This window comes from Paenibacillus sp. OK060 (assembly GCF_900101205.1).
GTDB lineage: Bacteria > Bacillota > Bacilli > Paenibacillales > Paenibacillaceae > Paenibacillus > Paenibacillus marchantiae.
The window spans coordinates 212,709-232,936 of the sequence record NZ_FNFR01000008.1 but is presented as its reverse complement, the minus strand read 5'-3'; the positions used below and the strand labels follow the sequence as shown (position 1 = coordinate 232,936).

Genomic DNA, 20,228 nt, shown 5'->3' with positions numbered 1-20,228 from the left:
AAATTACAGATATGTTTCAGTAATCCGCACCACTCCATGCCAAACGCTCCCGAGTTGAATGAAAGTCGCTTATGGGAATGATGCTCATACTACATGCTATTCGTACACTTGAATTTCATTGTAGAACGTATCACGTTCAACCGGAATGCGTCCAGCACCCTTAATTAACCATATAAGCTCTTTGCGGGTGAGGCCTTCAGGCGTTAGTGCGCCTGCTGCATGACTAATCCGTTCGCGAACGATAGTTCCGTGTGCATCCGAAGCACCGAATCCAAGGGCGACTTGAGTCAGCTGTGGACCGATGTTGATGAAGTATGCTTTGATATGATCGATGTTATCCAGCATCAGACGGCTGATCGCAATCGTTTTGAGATCTTCGTATGCGGAGTTACGACGCATGATGCTGGCGTTTTTGCTTTTCGGCTGCATGGAGAGCGGGATAAATACCATGAATCCGTTGGTCTCATCTTGCAGTTCACGAATTTGTACCATATGGTTCACGCGATCCTCATAAGACTCAATGGATCCATAAAGCATCGTTGTATGGGTACGCATGCCCAAATGATGAGCAGTACGGTGCACTTCCAGATAACGGTCAACGTTCGCTTTGTCTACACGCATTTTTTTGCGGTATTCATCGGACAGAATCTCAGCGCCGCCACCAGTCAGTGATTTCAGACCTGCTTTTTGCAGTTCTTGTAGTACTTCCTTGATGCTCAGTCCGCTGATGCGAGTGAAGAAATCAATCTCGGCAGCCGTGTAGGCTTTCAGCGTAACATCCGGATATTTCTCGTTTAAAGCACGCAAGGAATCGACATAATATTGAAAAGGAACATGGTTGTTATGTCCGCCTACAATATGGAACTCGCGTACACCTGGGTGAATATGCTGTTCTACGTAATCGATCATTTCTTGACCGGACAACGTGTAAGAGCCATCTTCGCCCTGATCTTTGCGGAAGTTACAGAAAGCACAGTGGGCTTCGCATACGTTGGTAAAATAAAGGCTCATGTTTTCAATAAAATAAACTTTCTTGCCATTCTTACGCAGGTTGGCCTCATTGGCCAGTTGGCCCAAAGTCAGCAGATCATCCGTTTCATACAGATAAACGCCGTCTTCTACGGTCAGCCTTACGCCGTTCTGCACTTTCTCAACGATTTCAGCCATTCTTTTGTCTGTGAACGGTGTTACCAATGTAGACATTTTGTATCCTCCTATTCTTAACCGGAATCGAGTTGTGTGTAGGACTTACTTACAGAACTACATAGAAAAGATGCGGTCATCTGCCGCTTCTTATATGGACTAACTCTTATTTACCCGGTGCAGCCTATGCTGCGTACGTAAAGCTGATTTTTCATCAAAATGAGTCTTGTGACTCTATATGCATTGGGGACTGCGTACAGTCTCGAAATGTGAAAAAAATTACAACTCTATATATGACCATCGCCTGAATAAGTCATGACAAAATATCGACATTTCAAAGCGATCACCTACTCATTATAAACCTCGTGTCCCGGGGGTTCAATACACTGGGAAGAAAAAGGAGTTAAGGGGGAACGCGGAAACAGGCAAAGATGACTTGAGCCCCTTGACGGGGTGGAGTATAATTTAAAGAAGAGTTAACGAAAGGTTGTTCAAAAAGTACGCTTTTGATTACGAAGGATGCCTAGCGGCATCTCAGCGTCGAATATGGGATTCAGCCGAAATGTCCGTTGCTCACGTAGTTTTGCCTACGCTCCGCTACTCCATTTCTATCTTCATCCCATCTTCTTGGTACTGAAAAGCGCCCTTTTTGAACATGATTTTATATGAAAAAGGAGAGTGACCTGGCATGATTAGCATCAGCGAAACGGCTGCAGACAGATTGAAAGAAATGCTTGAGCAGCAAGAGACACCTGGTATGTTCTTGCGTCTTGGCGTAGCACCGGGCGGTTGTACCGGATTTTCGTACGCCATGGGCTTTGACGATAAAGAGTCCGATGAGGACCTCTATATGGATATTCAGAACATGAAGGTTGTTGTAGAGAAGGAAAACCTGAAATATTTGAATGGACTGGAAATTGATTTTGAAGAATCCGGCATGTCCGGTGGTTTCACCATTCACAACCCGAACGCAGTGGCAACATGCGGCTGTGGCTCATCCTTCCGGACGAGAGAAGAAGCAGGCGTACCGGATAAAGATTGTTAATATTTGTGAATTGCGGCCTCTATAGCGGATTAGTCTTGTACTAATCACGTTATGGAGGTCTTTTTTTTGCGTGGTGGCTTGGTATGTATTTTGGTTGTTCATATTAAGAGGGCACCTGGACGCTTTTTTATAGAGAGGTGAAGTTGACAAGTTATGTTGTAACTAATATAGTTACATTATGAAATTTAACAGAGCCTAATCACAAAGGAGAGATTATGATGAAGATTGGAATCATTGGCGCGACAGGCAAAGCAGGGAATTTGATTTTGAAAGAAGCGTTGGATAGAGGGCATGAAGTGACAGCGATCGTTCGTAATGCATCCAAAGTGGAAGATAAAAGTCTGAACGTACTTGAAAAAGATGTATTCGACCTCACGGCAGAGGATGCCAAATCATTCGACGTGATCGTCAATGCATTCGGTGCGCCAGCCGGGAAAGAGAATCTGCATGTGGAAGCAGGACAAGCCCTGATTAACGTTCTGAAAGAGGCGCCGAATACTCGTCTGATCGTTGTTGGTGGTGCAGGCAGTCTGTTCACAGATGAAACTCAAACCTTGCGTGTTGTAGACTCCCCTGGATTCCCTGATGCATACAAAGCAACAGCGACCAACCAGGGTAAAAACTTGCAGGATCTGCAAGCTTCTTCAGGTATCCAATGGACGTTCCTGAGCCCGGCGGGATTCTTTAATCCAGAGGGTGTACGAACAGGCAAGTACGAGTCTGGTAAAGATCTGATTCTGGTGAACAGCGAAGGAAACAGTTACATCAGCTATGCTGATTATGCCATCGCTTTGGTCGATGAGATCGAAAACCCGCAGCATAAGAACGAACGCTTTACGGTTGTAGGCGAAGCGAAGTAATTGAATTGAAGTTGAAGATGAAAAATGGACGCCAATCATTATACTGATTAGCGTCCATTTTTTTCGTATGAAGTTGAAGCTCTAAAATCCTCGATGCTAGGAAGGTGTAACGTCATCTGTATTTGGATTTTCTATCAATTCTACGGACTCTGCCGACTCCATACTTTCAACACCATCTACAACCTCAACGAGTCCTACAGCCAATGTAGTGACTGCCGCAGCGGCAATTAGATTCTTAGCCCCGAGCTTGACTCTCTCCATGTCCTCGTCTTTCATGCCGACAACAACATCTTTGCCACCGTTATACACATACTTAGCTGATACCACTACACCTTTAGCTGTATTGGAAACAGCTCCTCCAATATCGGCAAGTCCGGCGTCTAACGTTGTGTTGTCTTTTCTGATCACACCACTCGCCATATCATATGTACCGCTGGCAAGTTGTCCTACGGTTTTCCCTGTATTAATCGTAGCTTTTTCTACGCCATTACCAATTTCTTTAATGAATGGACTGCCTGTAAGTTCTCCAGCCACTCGGACAGTGCCGCCGAGTACTTTTCCGGTAACTTCTCCAGCAAACTGACCCAGTTCTTTTAAAAATCCCATATATTCCCCACCTTTGAAATAAGGTTGCACATGTGCTGTCTGAATTCTATATCTTATATTATATAAGTATATGAGCGATAAGACTATTTACGTTCAGATTCATCAAGCGTTCCTAATTAACATGAAACCAATTCAACGAATTCGATCTAACTGAGTTGAAGAAGCAAACCACCTAGCCTAGCTTAAAGCATCCAACCCAAACAACTCACTACAACTCTCAAAAAAAGGCGCTACTCCCCAACGGAAGCAGCGCCTTTTCTTTTTACTACCCCAAATTCCTACTAAACACATTTTAGAAGTGTCTCATAAGCAGCGAGCGTAGTGGAGGGACGGAATCGATTCTGAAGAAGCGGTAGCGTTCGCCTTTATCCCCGGATTTTGTCCTATGAAATAGGACATTCAAAAAAATCCGGGGATAACAGCGATCAGAAGAACGATCCGTACCCGTAACGGCCACCTACTGCTCACCAGTCACTTATTCCCGTGTTTAGTCGATAAATCCTTCCAACATTACGGTCGGCAAGCCGTTAGACTGCCATGCACCTTTGCTGTAACCACCGTTGTAGCCCGGCGTTGCTTCAGGCTCCCAATAGAATACGCCTTTACCTTTGCTGTTTGGCAGGTTGCGGAATTGCGTTTTCATCGCTGCGACAAAACTTTTACCGGCTGCTGGTTGCGTATTATCCATCCCGATTTCCGATACGATAATCTCCTTACCATACCGGTTGATCAGATCCTTGGCATTGTTCACAGCATTGGTAACAGCCGTGTTCCAGCCGGAAGCGGAAGGATAGAGGGACATGGCAATCATGTCAAAGTTGGCACCATTATCGATCAGACCACCGATATTCCATACATAGAGGGCATTATCATCTCCGCCCGCCAAATGAACAATTGTTTTGGTGCTGGTGCTGATGGATTTTACGGCATTATGGCCCGTATTCACCAGCCACGCATAATTTTTCATGTTGGTGGATGCTTTTCCATCTTCCCATAACATACCGTTGCTTGTTTCGTTACCGATTTGTACCCAGTCCGGGGTTACGCCTTTGCTCTGCATGGCCGTCATAACTTCACGCGTGTGATTCCATACAGCATCCATCAGCTGCTGGAACGTGTAGTTTTTCCAGGCTGCAGGTTTCGTTTGTTGACCCGGATCAGCCCAGGAATCACTGTAATGCAGCGTCAGCATGACACTCATGCCTGCATTTTTGGCACGCAGGGCCAGCGCAGCTGCACGATCTTTGTTCATGTAACCGTTACCATAATCGTTCGAAGGATTAACAAAGACACGAATACGAACGGAGTTGATCTGGTAATCATTTTTCAAAATATCAATAATATCACGCTGTACGCCGTTTTTGTCTTTCCATTTGTAGCCTTGCGCTTCCATCCCGGGCACCCAACTGATGTCGGCTCCTTTGGCGAAGCTCGGTGCTGCACTGGCATGCTGGCCTGCGGGCAGCATAATGGAGGTGAATAACAAAACAAAGACCAGAGCGATGGATGTTTTGAAACCCCTTACATTTTTGAACATTACAATATGCCTCCTCGAATATGGGTTGAGTTGCAACCTAATTATAGCGAGCATTGTTTACTCAGCTACAGGGTCCATTTCCAATATTTTGGTTGTTTTTTCAACCTCTCCCCAAAAAAGACAAAACAAAAAGCCGTCCGAAGACGGCTTTTCTACCCGTGGCGCTTTTTGAAACCTTGATCCGTATCCCGCGCCTCCACCAGAATCAGTTAATTTGAGCTAGTGGATCGGGTAAGGGACACGTTCAACATGTGATTAGATATGTTGACGCACCTCCTTTCCTTGTGCCAAGAGTATACATCACTCTTTTACGGAAAGCTAGTCTTTTTTTTCATATTTACGAAAAATTTATTTTTCGGTTTGGAACATCGTGATATCCCGATCATAATGACTCTTTGTACCGTTATCGTTGCGAATTCTCACGCTGTCTTCGCTGATCTGCTCTACGATGCCGCGACCCACTTCACAATATACGCCAGCTGGATCTTCCTGCCATGCGGTTACCGTGCATTGGGATAGTGCAGCCGTGAAAAACTCTATATTTTTTTGTAACGTTCTAGGTTTGTTCGATTTCATTATATACTCCTTTAACAAAAACAATTTTAGAATGTGGACAGCAACCGGACATTTTACACTGTAAATCACTTTACTCTGTCTCCTGCTCTTTGTAAAGGGATGGAAAAAGTTATCGTCATGAGGTATCATTTACATAAATTTTACATAGCGTTTACACTACGCTGACGCTTGTAGCCAATCACGAATAGTACAATTAGTTCATAACATCTAACCAAGAATAGATATGTAACAAATTCGGAGGCCATACATGCATAGAGATGTCAAAACAGGTAACTACGTTAACCGTGATTTAAGTTGGGTAGAATTCAATCGCCGTGTGCTCCAGGAGGCACAAGATCCAACAACACCTCTGCTGGAACGCATGAGGTTTCTTGGTATTGTCGCCAGTAATCTGGACGAGTTCGTAAGTGTAAGGGTAGCGGAGACGAAAGAGAAGATCAAGGCTGGATTTACGCAAAAGGATTTTACGGGCTACACCCCTGCCGGATTGTACCGTAGATTGATTAAACGAACGGGGACCATGGTCGCCGAGCAATATAAAACCTATCGGGAGCTCATTCGTCTTCTCGCCAAGAAAGGCGTGAATTTCCAGGAATATACCGATCTGAATATGACCCAACAGCGAGCAATGGACCAGTATTTTCATGAGATCATTTTCCCGGTTTTAACACCGATGGCTATCGATTCGAGCCGGCCATTCCCACTGGTACACAATAAATCTGTATATCTGTCCGTGATGCTGCAGAAGGAAGAAGAGCAGGAGGGCGAGCCATTTTTGGCTATCGTTCAGGTGCCTTCCAATCTGCCGCGCGTAGTTCAGGCGCCTTTAAGGGCGAATAGTAAAAAGAAAACGTTCATTCTGATTGAAGATCTCATCAAACATCATATTCATACCTTATTCAGCGGATATGTGCCGCTGGCTGTACAGGAATTCAGAGTGACCCGCAATGCGGATCTTTCTATTAATGAAGAAGAAGCTGAGGATTTGCTTGAGGCGATTGAGAAGGAGCTGCGACGCAGACGCCGGGGAGCACCGGTAAGACTGGAAATTTGTAAGGATTTCCGCCCGGATGCGTTGCTAGAGTTGCAGGAAGAGTTCGATATTCAAGACCCTATGTATGAGATCGATGGACCACTGGATTTGAGCTTTCTGGCCGGGTTTGTAGATAGTCTGGAAGGCTTCTCTCATTTGAAATATAGTCCGGTACAGCCTGTGTATCCTCTGGAGTTCCTTCCTCGGGAAAGTCACTTTGAACTGCTGCGTAAACGGGACGTGCTCGTGCATCATCCATACGAATCGTTCGAACCGGTAACGGACTTTATTGTGGAAGCTTCGGAAGATCCGCGTGTGATGGCGATCAAGATGACGTTATATCGGGTGAATGGGGATTCCCGTCTCATCCCCGCACTGGCTCATGCAGCTGAGAGCGGCAAACAGGTGACGGTTGTTGTTGAATTAAAAGCCAGATTTGATGAAGAACGGAATATTGCATGGGCCCGCACGCTGGAGAAGTCAGGTTGTCATGTCGTATATGGATTGGTCGGATTAAAGACTCATGCCAAGATTATTCTCGTCGTACGCAGGGAACAGAGTGGTCTGAGAAGGTACGTGCATGTTGGAACAGGTAACTATAATGAAAGTACGGCCAAAATATACACTGATGTAGGACTGTTTACCTCCAATCCCATCATTGGTGAGGATGCATCGGAATTGTTTAATGAGATTACCGGATATTCAGGACCCAAAGCGTTGCAGGCATTCCGCGTCGCCCCTGACGGCATGAAGGATGAACTGTTCGCGCTCATTCGTCGGGAAAGGGAGCATGCCTTCAAGGGAAGACCGTCCAGGATTATTGCCAAAATCAATTCCTTATCCCATCAGGATATCATTGATGAATTGTATCTGGCATCTCAAGCTGGAGTACAGATCGATCTGATCGTGCGCGGTGTATGCTGCTTGCGTCCCGGGGTAGAGGGGCTTAGTGAGAATATTCGGGTGATCAGCATCGTGGACCGGTTTCTGGAACACTCCAGACTGTTTTATTTTGAAAATAGCGGGAATCCGGATGTGTATCTATCCAGCGCAGACTGGATGACCCGTAATTTGAAGCGGAGAATAGAACTGATGTGTCCCGTGTTTGATCCGGAGTTGAAGAAGATGCTGGTCGATATATTGAATCTGTCGCTCATGGATAATGTGAAGGCAAGAGAGCTTATGCCTGGCGGCAATTATGTTTTTGTACAAAATGAAAAGCCCCCGCTGAGAAGTCAGACGGAGGCGATGGGCATTATTCCCTGGAAGCCTGCTGAATGGAGTGCGTTAACGTAACTCCCCAAGCTTCCTGTAAATCCTTGACGGCATCGTCAAGGCCACTGAGTTCCAGTAACGGCTCGGCTGTACAGATGAATTGTATCTGCAGCGAGTCGTTTTCTTTTGCCGCCTTTATGGCGGTTATACTTTCAGATCGATTAATCGCTTCAGTCACGCGCAGCAGAGAGCCCAAACGATGGGCATGCCGTTCGTCCGAATCCTTGAGAATGTCCTTGTGCTTATGCAGCAGCTGGGGCGTTCTTTTTTTGGGATGATAATCGGCTGCAACAGCACTCAGGATGGTCTCCCGGTGAGATAGTCCGTAGATGCTTGCATTCATGATCCAATAAGCCGAGTGCTGGGGATACCGGAAGTAGTTAATCTGTTTTCCAGCCATGTGCAGCATGGAGACCGTATACAGAATTCGGGCATCCGCTGGATCGGGAGCATTACCTTGTAGGGCAGTATACAGAGTAAGCGCATCATGATGAATCCGATTCAGACGTTTCTCCGGAATGGGTGGACCAAAATGAATGAAGTTGCGAATGCTGTCCCGCAGCGCATCTGGCACGACTGGCTTACCTTCAGCAAGGAGATCCCTTAGCAAACCATCGCGTAATCCCGCTCCGCTCACGACATAACGATCCCCTTGGATGATTCGGAAGACCGTCCGCAATATGAGTACACCTGGAACAATAATGTCGGCACGATCCTTGGCAAGTCCGGGTACTTTCTTGCGTTGTGCCGAGGTTAGATGTGGCAAAGAACGAGCGATATTTTCCATCTCTTCTGCACCGATTTCATAATGATGCGTAACCGGTAGTGAGTATTGTGTTCTCTTCTGCTCCACTTTGGCCAGTGTACGCATGGTGCCACCAAGTCCAATGAGAGGTAGTCCGGGATGCTGTGTAACCCAATCCTGATCGCTTAATGCCTGTATAACTTCATTACATAGTGCAGCCGCATTTGCCTCAGTCCACTGATCTTCCCCACCATAACGGGCATGAGAGTTAACCGCACCAATAGGCAGAGAGATGCTGTGCAGTCTTTTTCGATTACGGAATACAGTGATCTCGGTACTGCCGCCGCCAATATCCACGACATAACCATCCGCCAGATCAATCGATTGAGTGACACCTAGGAAACCGTAATAGGCTTCCTGATCACCGGATACACATTCGATGGTAAGTCCCGTCTCGGCTTCCAACCAACCTATAATTTCTGGGGCATTACCTGCATTCCGAATGGCAGCCGTAGCTGCAGCCCGGATAAGCTTGGTTTGATATGCTTCGCAAGTAGCCCTGAATTGTCGCAAAATCGTAATGGCCTTATCCAGTGAATGTCGCAGGATGGTTCCGTCTTGTTCAACCACATTGCTTAGACGAGCGGCATATTTGTCTTCATGAATGATGCGATAGGCTCCATCCTGGTCGAGTTCATAAATAACCAGACGAATGGAATTGGAGCCGATATCGATGATTCCGAGTATTTCGTTATGTGTCATAAGCATCTCCTTCTACAGAGGTTAATCTACCCGACTTTTAGCAAGGCAGCCATGGCTTCCGGTGAACCCGGAGGCGTCGAGGAGAAGGGCGTGGTCAGCATGACCACAATGATGAAGACGATAAAGCAGGCAAACAGAATACAACTTACAGCAAAACCGCGATTGCTTTTCTTCATAAACAGTCGAATACCTGTAACGAATAGAAGTACCGTAATGGCTACCAGAACGATAGAAATTGCAAAATAGGCTACGCCATACAGTGATTTGAAAAATGATTCCATGTCTTCTGAACGCTCCTTAGATCCTCATATTTAAGCCTCTCCAAACCATTCCTTAGTAGCATACGATAGATTGATGCGTTTGAAAAGCAAACCAGGCGCCTGTTCCGGCCTTGAACCAAGCTGATGGACTATATCAACGGAAAAGGGGCCCCAGCCTTGGACAGACATCCAAGAAAGCACGGCTTCTGTTGAGTATGTATAAGGAAGGACTATTGTTCACGAAAGGAGATCAACCCATGTCGAGACAGCTTGCAAGCAAATGGCTGAAGACAGCGGCGCTGTTAAAATATCCGGTAGCTGCTGTCCACATTCCACAGACGAAGGCGTTCAACTCGGGGAATCTGCTAAACATGCTTAGTCATTATGGAATGGTGTATATCAAACCTATTGTCGGTGGTGGAGGTTACGGTGTCATTAGAGTATCAGCAAGCGGAGGAGCCTATCGTTATACTCATATGAAGATAACCCGTTCATTTACTCAGTTTGATCAGATGTACCGCTCCCTAATCCGTGTAAAAGCCAGACGGAGATACCTTATTCAACAAGGCATTCATCTCGCAACCATTCAAGGCAGACCAATCGATTACAGAGTCAAAGTTGTCAAGACGGAAAGAGGCTGGGTATTTCGTTCTATGGTGGGACGGCTCGCTCGTCCGGGACTTGTCGTGACCAATCTTAGCAAAGGAGGGACGATGCTGTCCGGTAGGAGAGCGCTCGCTCTGTCCTTACCTCATATTTCCGGTAAACATAAACGTCGCGAGATGCGTTCACTGACACTCACCTGTACACATATCATGGAAAGTCAGTTCCAAGGTGTGGGGCAGCTCGGCTTCGATTATGGACTGGATCATTCAGGCAAGATATGGATTTTGGAAGTGAACACCAGACCGCAATGAAAATGGTTAAAAAAGCTAAAAAAATCCAAAGAAAATCCGATAGTAATATAGTAGGAAACTAGATGGAAAACGTTTGAAATTTAACAATTAAGGGTAATTTACTCGCATCAACTCTTGAAACTATGAATTTATTCTAAAAAAAATGCTCTGATAATCGTTCTGTTCGGTAAGCTACGATCCTGTGTATAAATACTGTCCACACTATCCACGTTGATCAATCAACATTTTTACCATTTATCAACAAACTATACACAGGATTTCCACATAACGTTGTGGATAACAAGAACGCTTGTTCTCTTTATAAATCTCTGATATGATAGTTTTGAGGAAAAAAAAGGAAAGGTTGTGGCGGGAAATGGCTATGTTATCCGATGAGATGTTGTTGGATTCCTACCATAAGGCGATTGAGTTGGATCTCGAACGAGATTTCATCGCACTGCTGTTGGCAGAAATCCATAAGCGCAAACTGGGTACCGACGTATCTGCCATTCTTCACTAGAGATCCTCATTGCAGGCAATGCTACAGGTTTCCGGACATGTCCCATAGATTGACAGGCCATAGCGTGCTTGTCTGACAATGGTGACAGTACATCATATGATTGCAAACGTTTTCGGCTTCGTCTGCCGTGTCAGAGGAAGTGTGAATGACGTAGGGGCTGTATGGTCCGGTGTAATCGTCCAATTTGCCGCATTCTGACAGTCCCTGAAGGCAGTGGGGACAAGCCTGCTCCGGTACAACCAGACCGTTACACAGCGGGCATATATAAGACAAGGGTATCCCTCCTGATGTTCAATTCATTCAGGAGTAAGATACCCTTTTTTGTGTCTTTTATGTTCTATTTGATTCCATAAGGAATTAGCGCTTCATGTTACTGCTGTGTCCCGGGGACAACTTAGCATCTGGGTCGAAGTAAACCTTGGCATTGTTCACTGCGGTTGGTGCTTCACCGAATCCGACAGCAATCAGCTTCAGCTTGCCTGGATAAGTTGTAATATCTCCGGCAGCATAGATACCCGGAATCGAAGTTTCCATGCGGGAATCGACCACGATGGAATTGCTATCAATTTCGATGCCCCATTCTGCAATAGGTCCCAGGGAAGAGACAAAGCCAAAATTGACGATTACATCATCGACTTCAATTTCCTGTGTTTCCTTGGTTTTAACGTGAGCCAAAGTAACTTTGGTAATGCTGTCCTCACCATGAAGCTCCGTAATTTCGGTAGGTGTAACGATGTTCACCTTGGAATTCATCAGGTTTTCGACACTGTGCTCATGCGCGCGGAATTTGTCGCGGCGATGAATCAGGGTTACTTGCTCAGCGATTGGCTCAAGCATAAGCGCCCAGTCTACAGCGGAGTCACCGCCACCGCTGATCAGTACTTTTTTGCCTGCAAAGGCATTCAGGTCACTGATGAAGTAGTGCAGATTGGTTTTTTCGAATTTGGCCGCACCCTCAAGCTCCAGACGACGGGGTTCGAATGCACCCACACCTGCAGTGATAATTACGGCTTTGGCGTGATACTCATTCACATCGGTTTTTACGACGAAGTGACGTTCTTCTAATTTCTCTACGGATACAACCTTTTCCTCAAGACGAATGTTCGGGTTAAAATGGCTCATTTGCTCCACCAAGTTATTCACCAGCTCCTGAGCGGTAACTTTCGGGAACCCGGCTACATCATAGATGAATTTTTCGGGATAGAGGGCGGCAAGTTGTCCACCAAGTTGTGGCATACTTTCAACCAGAGTAACAGATGCCTGACGCATCCCTCCGTAAAACGCGGCGAACAGACCCGCAGGGCCGCCACCAATAATAAGTAAATCGGTCATGTCATGACCGGCAGTTTGTGCAGTCAAGAATCAACAACACCTTTCTTATTTTAATAGGTAGTTAACAGAAATAATAAAGCCGGGTACGTATGGTAACCAGCGTTTGTTGCTGAACTGTCTTTCTCATTATAAACGGTGTAAACTGGGTTGCAAAGTTGGCAGTTTGATGAATCTGGGAACAATAGATGAAGATCAGGTGAGAATAGGATGAAATTGGAAATGAAAGGTTATGAAAAATAACAAAAAAAACCTTGATCTTTGCCAGAAATACAGATATCCTTGACCTGTACTATGTGTTTTTTTGTCTAATTTAGCCCCAATTTGTAATGTGAAGACAATACCCGCGTTTTGTTGAATCTTGTGTATAATTTCACAATTTTAATCGATAACTTGCATGCAAAAAGTTCAAATAAATTCGCGAAGTTAACATTTGTCGTCATAATGGATAAGACCTCATCAATATGGGTAAGTAAGAGCCTTTTTACAACAAAACAATCGAATGGCTGATGCAACGAAACCGGAAGGGGTATAGACATGAGCAGTATTCCCAAAATCGTCATCCTCGGCGCGGGCTATGGCGGGATTCTGACAGCCCAGCGGCTGCAGAAGGAATTGAACTATAACGAGGCCGATGTCACATTGGTGAACCGGCATGATTATCATTATATCACTACACATCTACATATGCCGGCAGCCGGCACAGATACCATTGAACATGCAAGGGTCCCGATTTCGAAGCTGATTGACGAGTTCAAGATTGATCTGGTCAAATCTTCGGTGAAAGAGATCCGCCTGCAGGATCGGAAGATTATTCTGGAGGATGGCACGTTATCCTATGATTATCTGATTATTGGTTTGGGTGGGGAACCGGAGACCTTTGGTATTCCAGGCATGCTCGATCATGCCATGACGATTCGCAGCATTAACTCGGTCAGAATGATTCGCGAACATATCGAATATCAGTTTGCTATGTACAAAAACGATAATAAACGTAACCGCATTCGTTTTGTTGTGGGTGGGGCTGGCTTCAGTGGTGTCGAATTCGTGGCTGAACTTGCGGATCGAATTCCTCAGCTTTGCAAGGAGTTCGACGTGAATCCCAAAAATGTGCACATCTATAATGTGGAAGCAGCGCCTTCAGCTCTGCCGGGCTTTGATCCAGAACTGGTTGAACATGCAATGAACGTGTTGAAGAAAAAAGGTGTTACTTTTAAAATCGGTGTTCCGATCAAACAATGTCTGCCAGACGGAGTCATTGTGGGTGAAGGAGAAAAACTCGATGCAGCAACGGTTGTATGGACCGGCGGTATTCGTGGAAACGCCCTGCTTGAGCAGGCAGGTCTTGAAGTGATGCGCGGACGGGTGAAGGTCGATGAATTTCTTCGTGCCCCAGGGCATGAGCACGTATATGTCATCGGTGACAATTCACTGGTGTTCAATAACGAAGGGCGTCCATATCCACCAACAGCTCAGATCGCGATGCAGCAAGGTGTTAACTGTGCCAAAAACGTTGTCGCTGCCATCCGCAAAAAGCAGCCTCAACCTTTTGTGTTTACAAGTAAAGGTACGGTTGCGTCACTGGGGAAAGGTGAAGCTATCGCCGTCGTAGGCGGTAAGAAATACAAGGGATGGAAGGCGGCTCAGCTGAAAAAGCTGGTGGATCTCCGGTACTTGTTTATCATCGGTGGCATTCCTTTGGTTCTGAAGAAAGGGCGGTTTTTTGGATGAGACATTGCAGTGTTCAGGTCAGAGGATTACTCACACGCGAAGAACTGGATCGTTACAACGCCCTGATGCAGGTTGGCGGTTATCTGGAGGAACAGGATCAGTATGATCTGGCTTATATCGTTCAGAAGGAAGTTGATATTCTCATTTTGCCTGCCATTGAGCGGCTTAAGGAGAAGGGACGTGACCGTGACCGGGCAACGGCTGAGTTTTTGGAATCTCTGAAAGCGGTTGATGAAGAGGATCAGGATTAAGCATTCACGTTATCCAAAAGAACCTGAGTCATCCATTTATTATTAAACATTTCATATTCATTCGAAAAAGTAAAAGCACCGCTGATCCTCTCCTTAATGGAGGTATCGCGGTGCTTTTTGTAATTTATCCGATTTACAGCTTGAGCATCTCTTCCAATGTTCCTTCGTTCAGCAGGCTTCCTACATAGAAAGAGCCGAATTCGCCATAACGGGCACTGACTTCATCAAAACGCATCTCGTAAACGAGCTTCTTGAACTGAAGTGCATCATCCGCAAACAACGTAACGCCCCATTCCCAGTCGTCGAAACCAACGGAACCGGTAATGATTTGTTTCACTTTGCCAGCGTAACTGCGACCAATCATGCCGTGGCTGCGCATCATCGTACGACGCTCGTCCATCGACAGCATGTACCAGTTGTCGTTCAGCTCGCGTTTTTTGTTCATCGGGTAGAAGCAGATGTATTGCCGCTGTGGCAGGACCGGTTTGAGACGGGCGATAATTTCCGGGTTCTGCATAGGGTCTTCGCCCTCTTTGCCAAGATAATTGCTCAGTTCCACTACACTGACATAAGAATATGATTTGGTGGTGTACTGGGCAAACATCGTTTTGTTAAACGCGTTCTCAACGGCTTTCAAATCTTCCAGCGTTTCACGCAAGTGCATCATGACAAGGTCAGCCTTCTGTCCTACAACGGTATAAACGACAGTGCTTCCTTTGGATGAATCCTCTACTGCTTTCCATTCCTTCCAGAATGCCTGAAGCTCGTCCAGTGCTACGGCGCGTTCCTCATCATCGGCTGCTTTCCAGGCGGCCCAGTTAATCGAGCGGAAGTCGTGCAGGGCGTACCAGCCCTCCAGTGTTGATGCGGCTTCGTTCATTGAATTGATTCCTCCTGCAGGTTATATTTCCAAATCCCGGTAAGGGACGGTTGAGTACTTTATCGTCTTCATTGTATCCCAACAGGAAGCAGAAGGGCAAATGAAGAGAAGGTGAATATAGGGAAATTTGTCCAGAAAGTTCGTTGCTTCGCCACATTTTTTGCGGTACACTATCTACTATCCGTAGTAAGAGAAACCGAGTCAGTGAAAGAAGAGGTGAACGTCACCCGATGCAGTTTATACCTGTGCTGGTATTAATGGTGTTATTTTTCGTTATGATGTTTGGTATCGGTTTCATTCTGAATATGCTGATGAAGACAACCTGGTTTCCTTCCTATCTGTTCATTATTGTCATTCTGCCTGTCGTCGTGTATTCCTTATGGGATCATACGGCATCGTTGATGTCGCATTTGGGTTCTTTCCATATTGTAGACTATATGACGGGCGTAGCTGGACTTGCTGGAGCGGTCATCAGTGGCTGGGCCATTCGCAAACTTCGTCTGGGTGGGTACAAAATGTTTTAATCGGCTAGCCAATTTGGCAGCAAACGCTGGACTGCATTTTCCGTAAAGGTCTTGCCTTTGTCGTAAACGCTTACGAGTGCAAAGGGAAGGCTTTTTGGCATGCATCAAAAAAATGTGCATGATAATTCGGACATGTCTCATATATATCTGGATAACATTTCTCCATATGTTTACTTGTGTTCTAAGGCTGTAGCTTTTATAGTAATCTAGCAACTCTGCGAAAACGTGAATGTTGTCGACCTAGGACGAAACGGAGCGAGAACAGGTCCGTTTTTTACCTGTTTTTGAGCATTTGAGGATCGGACATTTATGATAGAATAGATAAACATACTTTTGGGGAGAAGGAGATCAAGCTATGCGCATGAAGAATTTGCACCATTATACTGAACATCATCGCTACTGCGTATACAGGGAGTTTGGACTTAGTGCTCTGGATGACCGCATGCTCACCGGAGCGTATCAGCCAATGGTAGGTGCCTTTGCGATAGGCTTGTATCGACTGCTATTTCAGCATCTTCCCGGTGAACAGGTCGGTTACTCGCCGCTTGAACAGCAACGGAGGCTGTTCATGACGTTGGGACTCGAACCCAGCGAGAAAGGGCGCAAGTATTTGGTGGAGCAGGCATCCAAGCTTGAAGCCGTTGGTTTGCTTCAGACTTCACGGCTGTATATTCCGGAAAATGACGACTACATTTATGAATATGAGCTGCAACCTCCGCTCTCTCCGGCAGAATTTTTCCGTACACAGCATTTGACACTGTTGCTTCGTGACAAAATCGGCAAGTTCGCCGTACTCTCACTACGTTCCGGTTTTTCGGCGATAGAGAGCGGTGACGCGCCTTACCCAGCAGCGAATAAAGAGAATATTTCCGTTCCTTTTTACGATATATTTGAATTGAATACCCATGTCATTGATTATGAACTGGAACAAGCGTTGTCGGAAGTTTCGACTTCGGCTCAGCGCAGCGGGATAAGTGGTGCGGCCGAAGAGAACAGCCTGAATTATGCCGACATTATATTGCGTTTTCCGCGTGAGTCGGTCAATCGCCGTCATGTGGAGCAATTGCGGTTCGATCACGAACAGCTCGGCATTGTGAATTATGTGGTGAACAAGTTCAATCTCAGCGTACAGGATGTATGTCGTTTGTTGGATGAAGATGATATCTTTAACCCACAGGGGCAGCTGGTGCTGGATGATCTTCAACACAAGGCAAGCCTGCAGTTCAGACAGACCAAGAAGCGACATGAGCAGCAGACGGTGCAGGCAGCGAAGGTTGTTGCTCTCAGACAGCATATGGAGGAGCCTGAGCATAAAGAGGATTCCGGTGAACCGCCTGTCGAACATGTGGTACAGATGGAATACTACGTCGAAGTGCCTCCGCAATTTTCGACCAAGTGTGATATTCATCAATACAATATGATGCTGCGTAATGAGCCTTACACACGATTGCTTCAGACGTTCTTCCCTGGTGCCGTACCGGACAACCTGGTGGACATTTTTGAGAAGATCGACCTCAGTTACAAGTTGCCTGGTGAAGTGATCAATGTGCTGATTCATTATTTGATGGCATTGCTTGTATCCGGCGGTGAGCAAAGAATTAACCGTAACTTTGTTGAGGCTATTGCCTCCAACATGCTGCTCAAGCAGGTGAATTCCTATGAGAAGGCGGTACAATACATTCGTGACCAAGCCAAGGTCAAAGGCAAACAGGCTGCTGGTGCAGCTGGAACCCGTTCCCGTACATACGGCAAAGGAACCAAAGCCAAACCCGAAATTCCGATTGTACAAGACATAGGCGCCGACGGCGATGCCGTATCCGAAGAAGAGTTCGAAGAGATGATGAGGTTTGCCCAGCAGATGCAGGCAAGCAAACAAAAGGGAACTTCATAATTTTCATAATATACATCCAAAAGGCGAGTCACCTAAATTAAAGGAGACTCGCCTTTTATTCTTTCAAGAAAAGAGGGGGACTCCCGATGGCGAAATGGGATAACATGCTGTCCATGCTTTGGATGCTGCGATCCGGAAGAAAGCTCACCGCCTCTCAGATCGCAGACAATTTGGAGATTAGCGTCCGCACCGTGTACCGATATATCGACGCATTATGCGCAAGTGGCGTGCCGGTCGTTGCGGAATCGGGCCATGATGGCGGTATTCGTATTCTGGAGACTTTTAAGGAAACGCCATTGTTCTTCAACTCTGTAGAGTTGAAGGCACTTGTGGATGCGTTTAAATTTGCCCAAGGTGCTGGTTATCCGTATGTGCAGGAGCTGGAGTATGCGTTGAAGAAGGTGGAGAACGGACTGCACGAGGAGCAGCGCCACGATCTGTCTCGCCAGCAGAGCAGCTTGGACGTCGTTTTTTCAGCGCGTGCACCTTCTGTAGTTCCGTTGTTGCGGGACTTGGAACAAGCGACGAAAGACGGGCGAACGGTCCGTATGGTCTATCGCAAAGCGAATGCGGAGCAGGCTGACGAACGTGAAGTCGATCCATATGGGCTAGCGTATGACCGAAATGAATGGTACGTTGTCGCGTTCTGCCATCGGTCGCAGGCGATGCGGACGTTTCGCGTCGAACGAATCGAACAGCTGGAGTCAACCGAAGCGAGGTTTGACAAGCCGGAGTCTTTCTCTGCGTCCGCGTTTTTCTGTGAGCAGTCCAACCAGAGACGGGAGGCAGAGGGGCCGTTAACCGTTATCCGTATCGAGGGACAGTCTGACACGCTTAATGCGGTTTGCAACCACTGGCATCTGCGCCACTATTTGACGGAACGAACCGATCGGGAGGCACGGTTTCTGATCGATGCTCCGACGATGAACAAGTACCTTCCGACATATCTCCTGACGTTCGGCACGGCCATTCGCATCCGCGAACCACTGGAGTTGAAGCGGCGGATTCAGGAAAAGGCATACGGTATCGCCAAACATTATGAAAACGATCCGAATTGAAGTTTGCTGACAACATTTGTCAGCGAACTTGTTATATGATAAAGACACAGCAGCGGCAGCCAAACCATGCGAAGAAGGGAAAGGTGAATTCATTGATGCTTCAACAACCATACCAACAGTATGACTATCATGTTTGGGCAAACGATCGATTGTTTGCACACCTGGAGCAACTCCCGGAGGAGGTATTCCATGCGGAAGTGACGAGCGTGTTCCCATCTGTATCACAAACATGTGCGCACATGTATTTGTTCGAACAGCTCTATATGCTCGTGCTCGCGGAAGTTCCGAACGAGGAGATCTTCCCGAAAATCTCGGGCTGGACAGAGGAAGCGCAGGGTAAAACTGTGAATGAGATGCAGGAGCTGTTTGGCCGCGTTGCTGAACGTTTCCGCGATTTACTGCGGAATACGCCTGAACCGGACAAGAAGATGACGATCGAGCATCCGAAATACGGTAAAATGGAAACACGTTTTTCCGACATCCTGCAGCATGTTGTCAACCACGGGACGTATCATCGGGGCAATGTGACCGCGATGTTGAGACAGCAAGGTTACACCGGTGTGCCAACCGATTATATATTTTATTTGTTGGAACAGCAGAAAGTTCAAGGGTAAATGAATCAGATTAGAGTGAAGAGCGAGTCAACCACAAAACAAAGAGGTGTATCGATAGGGTATGCCATGCTGATCGGAGTTATCATGGGGGTTGCAGCCAAAATTGTTGATGCTCCGGGAATCAATCCTATATTTGATGATATTGGTGGACGTCTGGGCGTATGGATATTTGTTGCAGCGATAATAGCGGTTTTTAGCTATTCTCCAAAATTGGCGACAGTAAAAATATTCGCCTTTTTTGGATCAATGCTGACCGTGTATTATGTTTACACCGTGTTATTTCTACATTTTTATCCAGAAAGAGCTATGGTTTTTTGGGGGATATGCGCGGTGGTATCTCCGATCTGTGCTTATATTATGTGGTATGCACGTGGGAGTGGGCTGTTATCTAATGTTGTTGCAGCTCTCCCCATTACATTATTACTGTCAGAAGGGTTTCAATTACGTCACGCTTACTTACCCATTCACACTCATTACAATCTAATTCCAGTCCTTATGATAATATATTTAATCATGATTGTTGTGTTGTTGCTGATCATACCGATAAATAAAAAACAATTTTTACCCATTCTATCGCTAGCAGTTATATTGTCATTTATTATGATCTATTTTAATGTTTTAGGTCGGATATTTGGTGGGATGAACGGCGTATTGTAGGGTTAAATTAAAAGTGCCAAACATCAATCCAGCCC

General features: G+C 46.1%; 21 protein-coding genes. 12 read left to right on the top strand and 9 right to left on the bottom strand.

All coding sequences use genetic code 11. From position 1 onward, the window contains the following. Window positions 1-96 precede the first annotated feature (96 nt). Window positions 97-1,203 carry an aminofutalosine synthase MqnE gene (gene mqnE, locus BLS14_RS26345; protein ID WP_072735487.1) on the bottom strand — a complete coding sequence of 369 codons (1,107 nt, stop codon included), beginning with the start codon at window positions 1,201-1,203 and terminating at the stop codon, window positions 97-99. Window positions 1,204-1,831: 628 nt separating this feature from the next. Here mqnE and BLS14_RS26340 point away from each other — a divergent pair. Both BLS14_RS26340 and BLS14_RS26335 read left to right on the top strand, forming a co-directional pair. Next, window positions 1,832-2,188, top strand: coding sequence for a HesB/IscA family protein (locus BLS14_RS26340; protein WP_063566114.1), 357 nt, complete (start codon window positions 1,832-1,834; stop codon window positions 2,186-2,188). Between the two features lie 218 nt (window positions 2,189-2,406). After that, complete coding sequence (locus BLS14_RS26335) at window positions 2,407-3,048, top strand: NAD(P)-dependent oxidoreductase (RefSeq protein ID WP_090954683.1); 642 nt, start codon at window positions 2,407-2,409, stop codon at window positions 3,046-3,048. Window positions 3,049-3,144: 96 nt separating this feature from the next. Here BLS14_RS26335 and BLS14_RS26330 read toward each other — a convergent pair whose 3' ends face one another. The 3 genes from BLS14_RS26330 to BLS14_RS26320 form a co-directional block, all read right to left on the bottom strand. Further along, on the bottom strand, window positions 3,145-3,654 hold the full coding sequence (locus BLS14_RS26330) for a hypothetical protein (RefSeq protein WP_064635715.1): 510 nt from the start codon (window positions 3,652-3,654) through the stop codon (window positions 3,145-3,147). Between the two features lie 487 nt (window positions 3,655-4,141). Then, the gene (locus BLS14_RS26325; RefSeq protein ID WP_231952713.1) at window positions 4,142-5,122 is read right to left on the bottom strand and encodes a glycoside hydrolase family 53 protein; all 981 of its coding nucleotides are present in this window, start codon (window positions 5,120-5,122) and stop codon (window positions 4,142-4,144) included. Window positions 5,123-5,539: 417 nt separating this feature from the next. Continuing rightward, window positions 5,540-5,767 carry a hypothetical protein gene (locus BLS14_RS26320; protein WP_072735535.1) on the bottom strand — a complete coding sequence of 76 codons (228 nt, stop codon included), beginning with the start codon at window positions 5,765-5,767 and terminating at the stop codon, window positions 5,540-5,542. Between the two features lie 247 nt (window positions 5,768-6,014). Here BLS14_RS26320 and ppk1 point away from each other — a divergent pair, with 247 nt between their 5' ends. Further along, window positions 6,015-8,096: a polyphosphate kinase 1 gene (gene ppk1 / locus BLS14_RS26315; protein ID WP_063566111.1), complete on the top strand. Its 2,082-nt coding sequence runs from the start codon at window positions 6,015-6,017 to the stop codon at window positions 8,094-8,096. On the opposite strand, the gene BLS14_RS26310 is transcribed toward ppk1, so the two are convergent. After that, on the bottom strand, window positions 8,056-9,582 hold the full coding sequence (locus BLS14_RS26310) for a Ppx/GppA phosphatase family protein (RefSeq protein WP_090954681.1): 1,527 nt from the start codon (window positions 9,580-9,582) through the stop codon (window positions 8,056-8,058). The two genes, ppk1 and BLS14_RS26310, sit on opposite strands and share 41 nt — an antisense overlap. Before the next feature lie 26 nt (window positions 9,583-9,608). Beyond that, window positions 9,609-9,863 (bottom strand): hypothetical protein, encoded by a 255-nt coding sequence (locus BLS14_RS26305; RefSeq protein WP_063566109.1) that lies wholly within the window; start codon window positions 9,861-9,863, stop codon window positions 9,609-9,611. A 236-nt stretch (window positions 9,864-10,099) separates the two neighbouring features. Here BLS14_RS26305 and BLS14_RS26300 point away from each other — a divergent pair, with 236 nt between their 5' ends. Both BLS14_RS26300 and BLS14_RS26295 read left to right on the top strand, forming a co-directional pair. Beyond that, window positions 10,100-10,759 (top strand): YheC/YheD family protein, encoded by a 660-nt coding sequence (locus BLS14_RS26300; protein ID WP_090954680.1) that lies wholly within the window; start codon window positions 10,100-10,102, stop codon window positions 10,757-10,759. Between the two features lie 355 nt (window positions 10,760-11,114). Further along, on the top strand, window positions 11,115-11,258 hold the full coding sequence (locus BLS14_RS26295; RefSeq protein ID WP_024632651.1) for a sporulation histidine kinase inhibitor Sda: 144 nt from the start codon (window positions 11,115-11,117) through the stop codon (window positions 11,256-11,258). Window positions 11,259-11,279: 21 nt separating this feature from the next. Here BLS14_RS26295 and BLS14_RS32360 read toward each other — a convergent pair whose 3' ends face one another. Both BLS14_RS32360 and BLS14_RS26290 read right to left on the bottom strand, forming a co-directional pair. Continuing rightward, entirely contained in the window at window positions 11,280-11,531 is a 252-nt protein-coding gene (locus BLS14_RS32360; RefSeq protein ID WP_072735483.1) for a hypothetical protein, read from the bottom strand. Between the two features lie 84 nt (window positions 11,532-11,615). Next, on the bottom strand, window positions 11,616-12,590 hold the full coding sequence (locus tag BLS14_RS26290; protein WP_211754064.1) for an NAD(P)/FAD-dependent oxidoreductase: 975 nt from the start codon (window positions 12,588-12,590) through the stop codon (window positions 11,616-11,618). A 534-nt stretch (window positions 12,591-13,124) separates the two neighbouring features. On the opposite strand from BLS14_RS26290, the gene BLS14_RS26285 reads away from it, so the two are divergent. Both BLS14_RS26285 and BLS14_RS26280 read left to right on the top strand, forming a co-directional pair. Further along, on the top strand, window positions 13,125-14,318 hold the full coding sequence (locus tag BLS14_RS26285) for an NAD(P)/FAD-dependent oxidoreductase (protein ID WP_024632649.1): 1,194 nt from the start codon (window positions 13,125-13,127) through the stop codon (window positions 14,316-14,318). Then, on the top strand, window positions 14,315-14,569 hold the full coding sequence (locus tag BLS14_RS26280) for a hypothetical protein (protein WP_024632648.1): 255 nt from the start codon (window positions 14,315-14,317) through the stop codon (window positions 14,567-14,569). The genes BLS14_RS26285 and BLS14_RS26280 overlap by 4 nt, the downstream gene beginning before the upstream one ends. Window positions 14,570-14,702: 133 nt before the next feature. Here the strand turns inward: BLS14_RS26280 and hemQ are convergent, their stop codons facing one another. Continuing rightward, the gene (gene hemQ, locus BLS14_RS26275) at window positions 14,703-15,449 is read right to left on the bottom strand and encodes a hydrogen peroxide-dependent heme synthase (RefSeq protein ID WP_063566107.1); all 747 of its coding nucleotides are present in this window, start codon (window positions 15,447-15,449) and stop codon (window positions 14,703-14,705) included. 230 nt (window positions 15,450-15,679) lie between these two features. Between hemQ and BLS14_RS26270 the strand changes: the two genes are divergently transcribed. From BLS14_RS26270 to BLS14_RS26250, 5 genes are all read left to right on the top strand, one after another. Beyond that, window positions 15,680-15,973 carry a YuiB family protein gene (locus tag BLS14_RS26270; RefSeq protein ID WP_053783239.1) on the top strand — a complete coding sequence of 98 codons (294 nt, stop codon included), beginning with the start codon at window positions 15,680-15,682 and terminating at the stop codon, window positions 15,971-15,973. A gap of 355 nt (window positions 15,974-16,328) precedes the next feature. Continuing rightward, on the top strand, window positions 16,329-17,864 hold the full coding sequence (locus tag BLS14_RS26265) for a replication initiation and membrane attachment family protein (protein WP_063566106.1): 1,536 nt from the start codon (window positions 16,329-16,331) through the stop codon (window positions 17,862-17,864). Between the two features lie 86 nt (window positions 17,865-17,950). Beyond that, complete coding sequence (locus tag BLS14_RS26260) at window positions 17,951-18,922, top strand: helix-turn-helix transcriptional regulator (RefSeq protein ID WP_090954677.1); 972 nt, start codon at window positions 17,951-17,953, stop codon at window positions 18,920-18,922. A gap of 95 nt (window positions 18,923-19,017) precedes the next feature. Further along, a complete protein-coding gene (locus tag BLS14_RS26255; RefSeq protein WP_079696667.1) occupies window positions 19,018-19,536 on the top strand; it encodes a DinB family protein in 519 nt (172 codons plus the stop codon). Continuing rightward, window positions 19,537-20,193 (top strand): hypothetical protein, encoded by a 657-nt coding sequence (locus tag BLS14_RS26250; RefSeq protein WP_090954675.1) that lies wholly within the window; start codon window positions 19,537-19,539, stop codon window positions 20,191-20,193. Window positions 20,194-20,228: the final 35 nt, after the last annotated feature.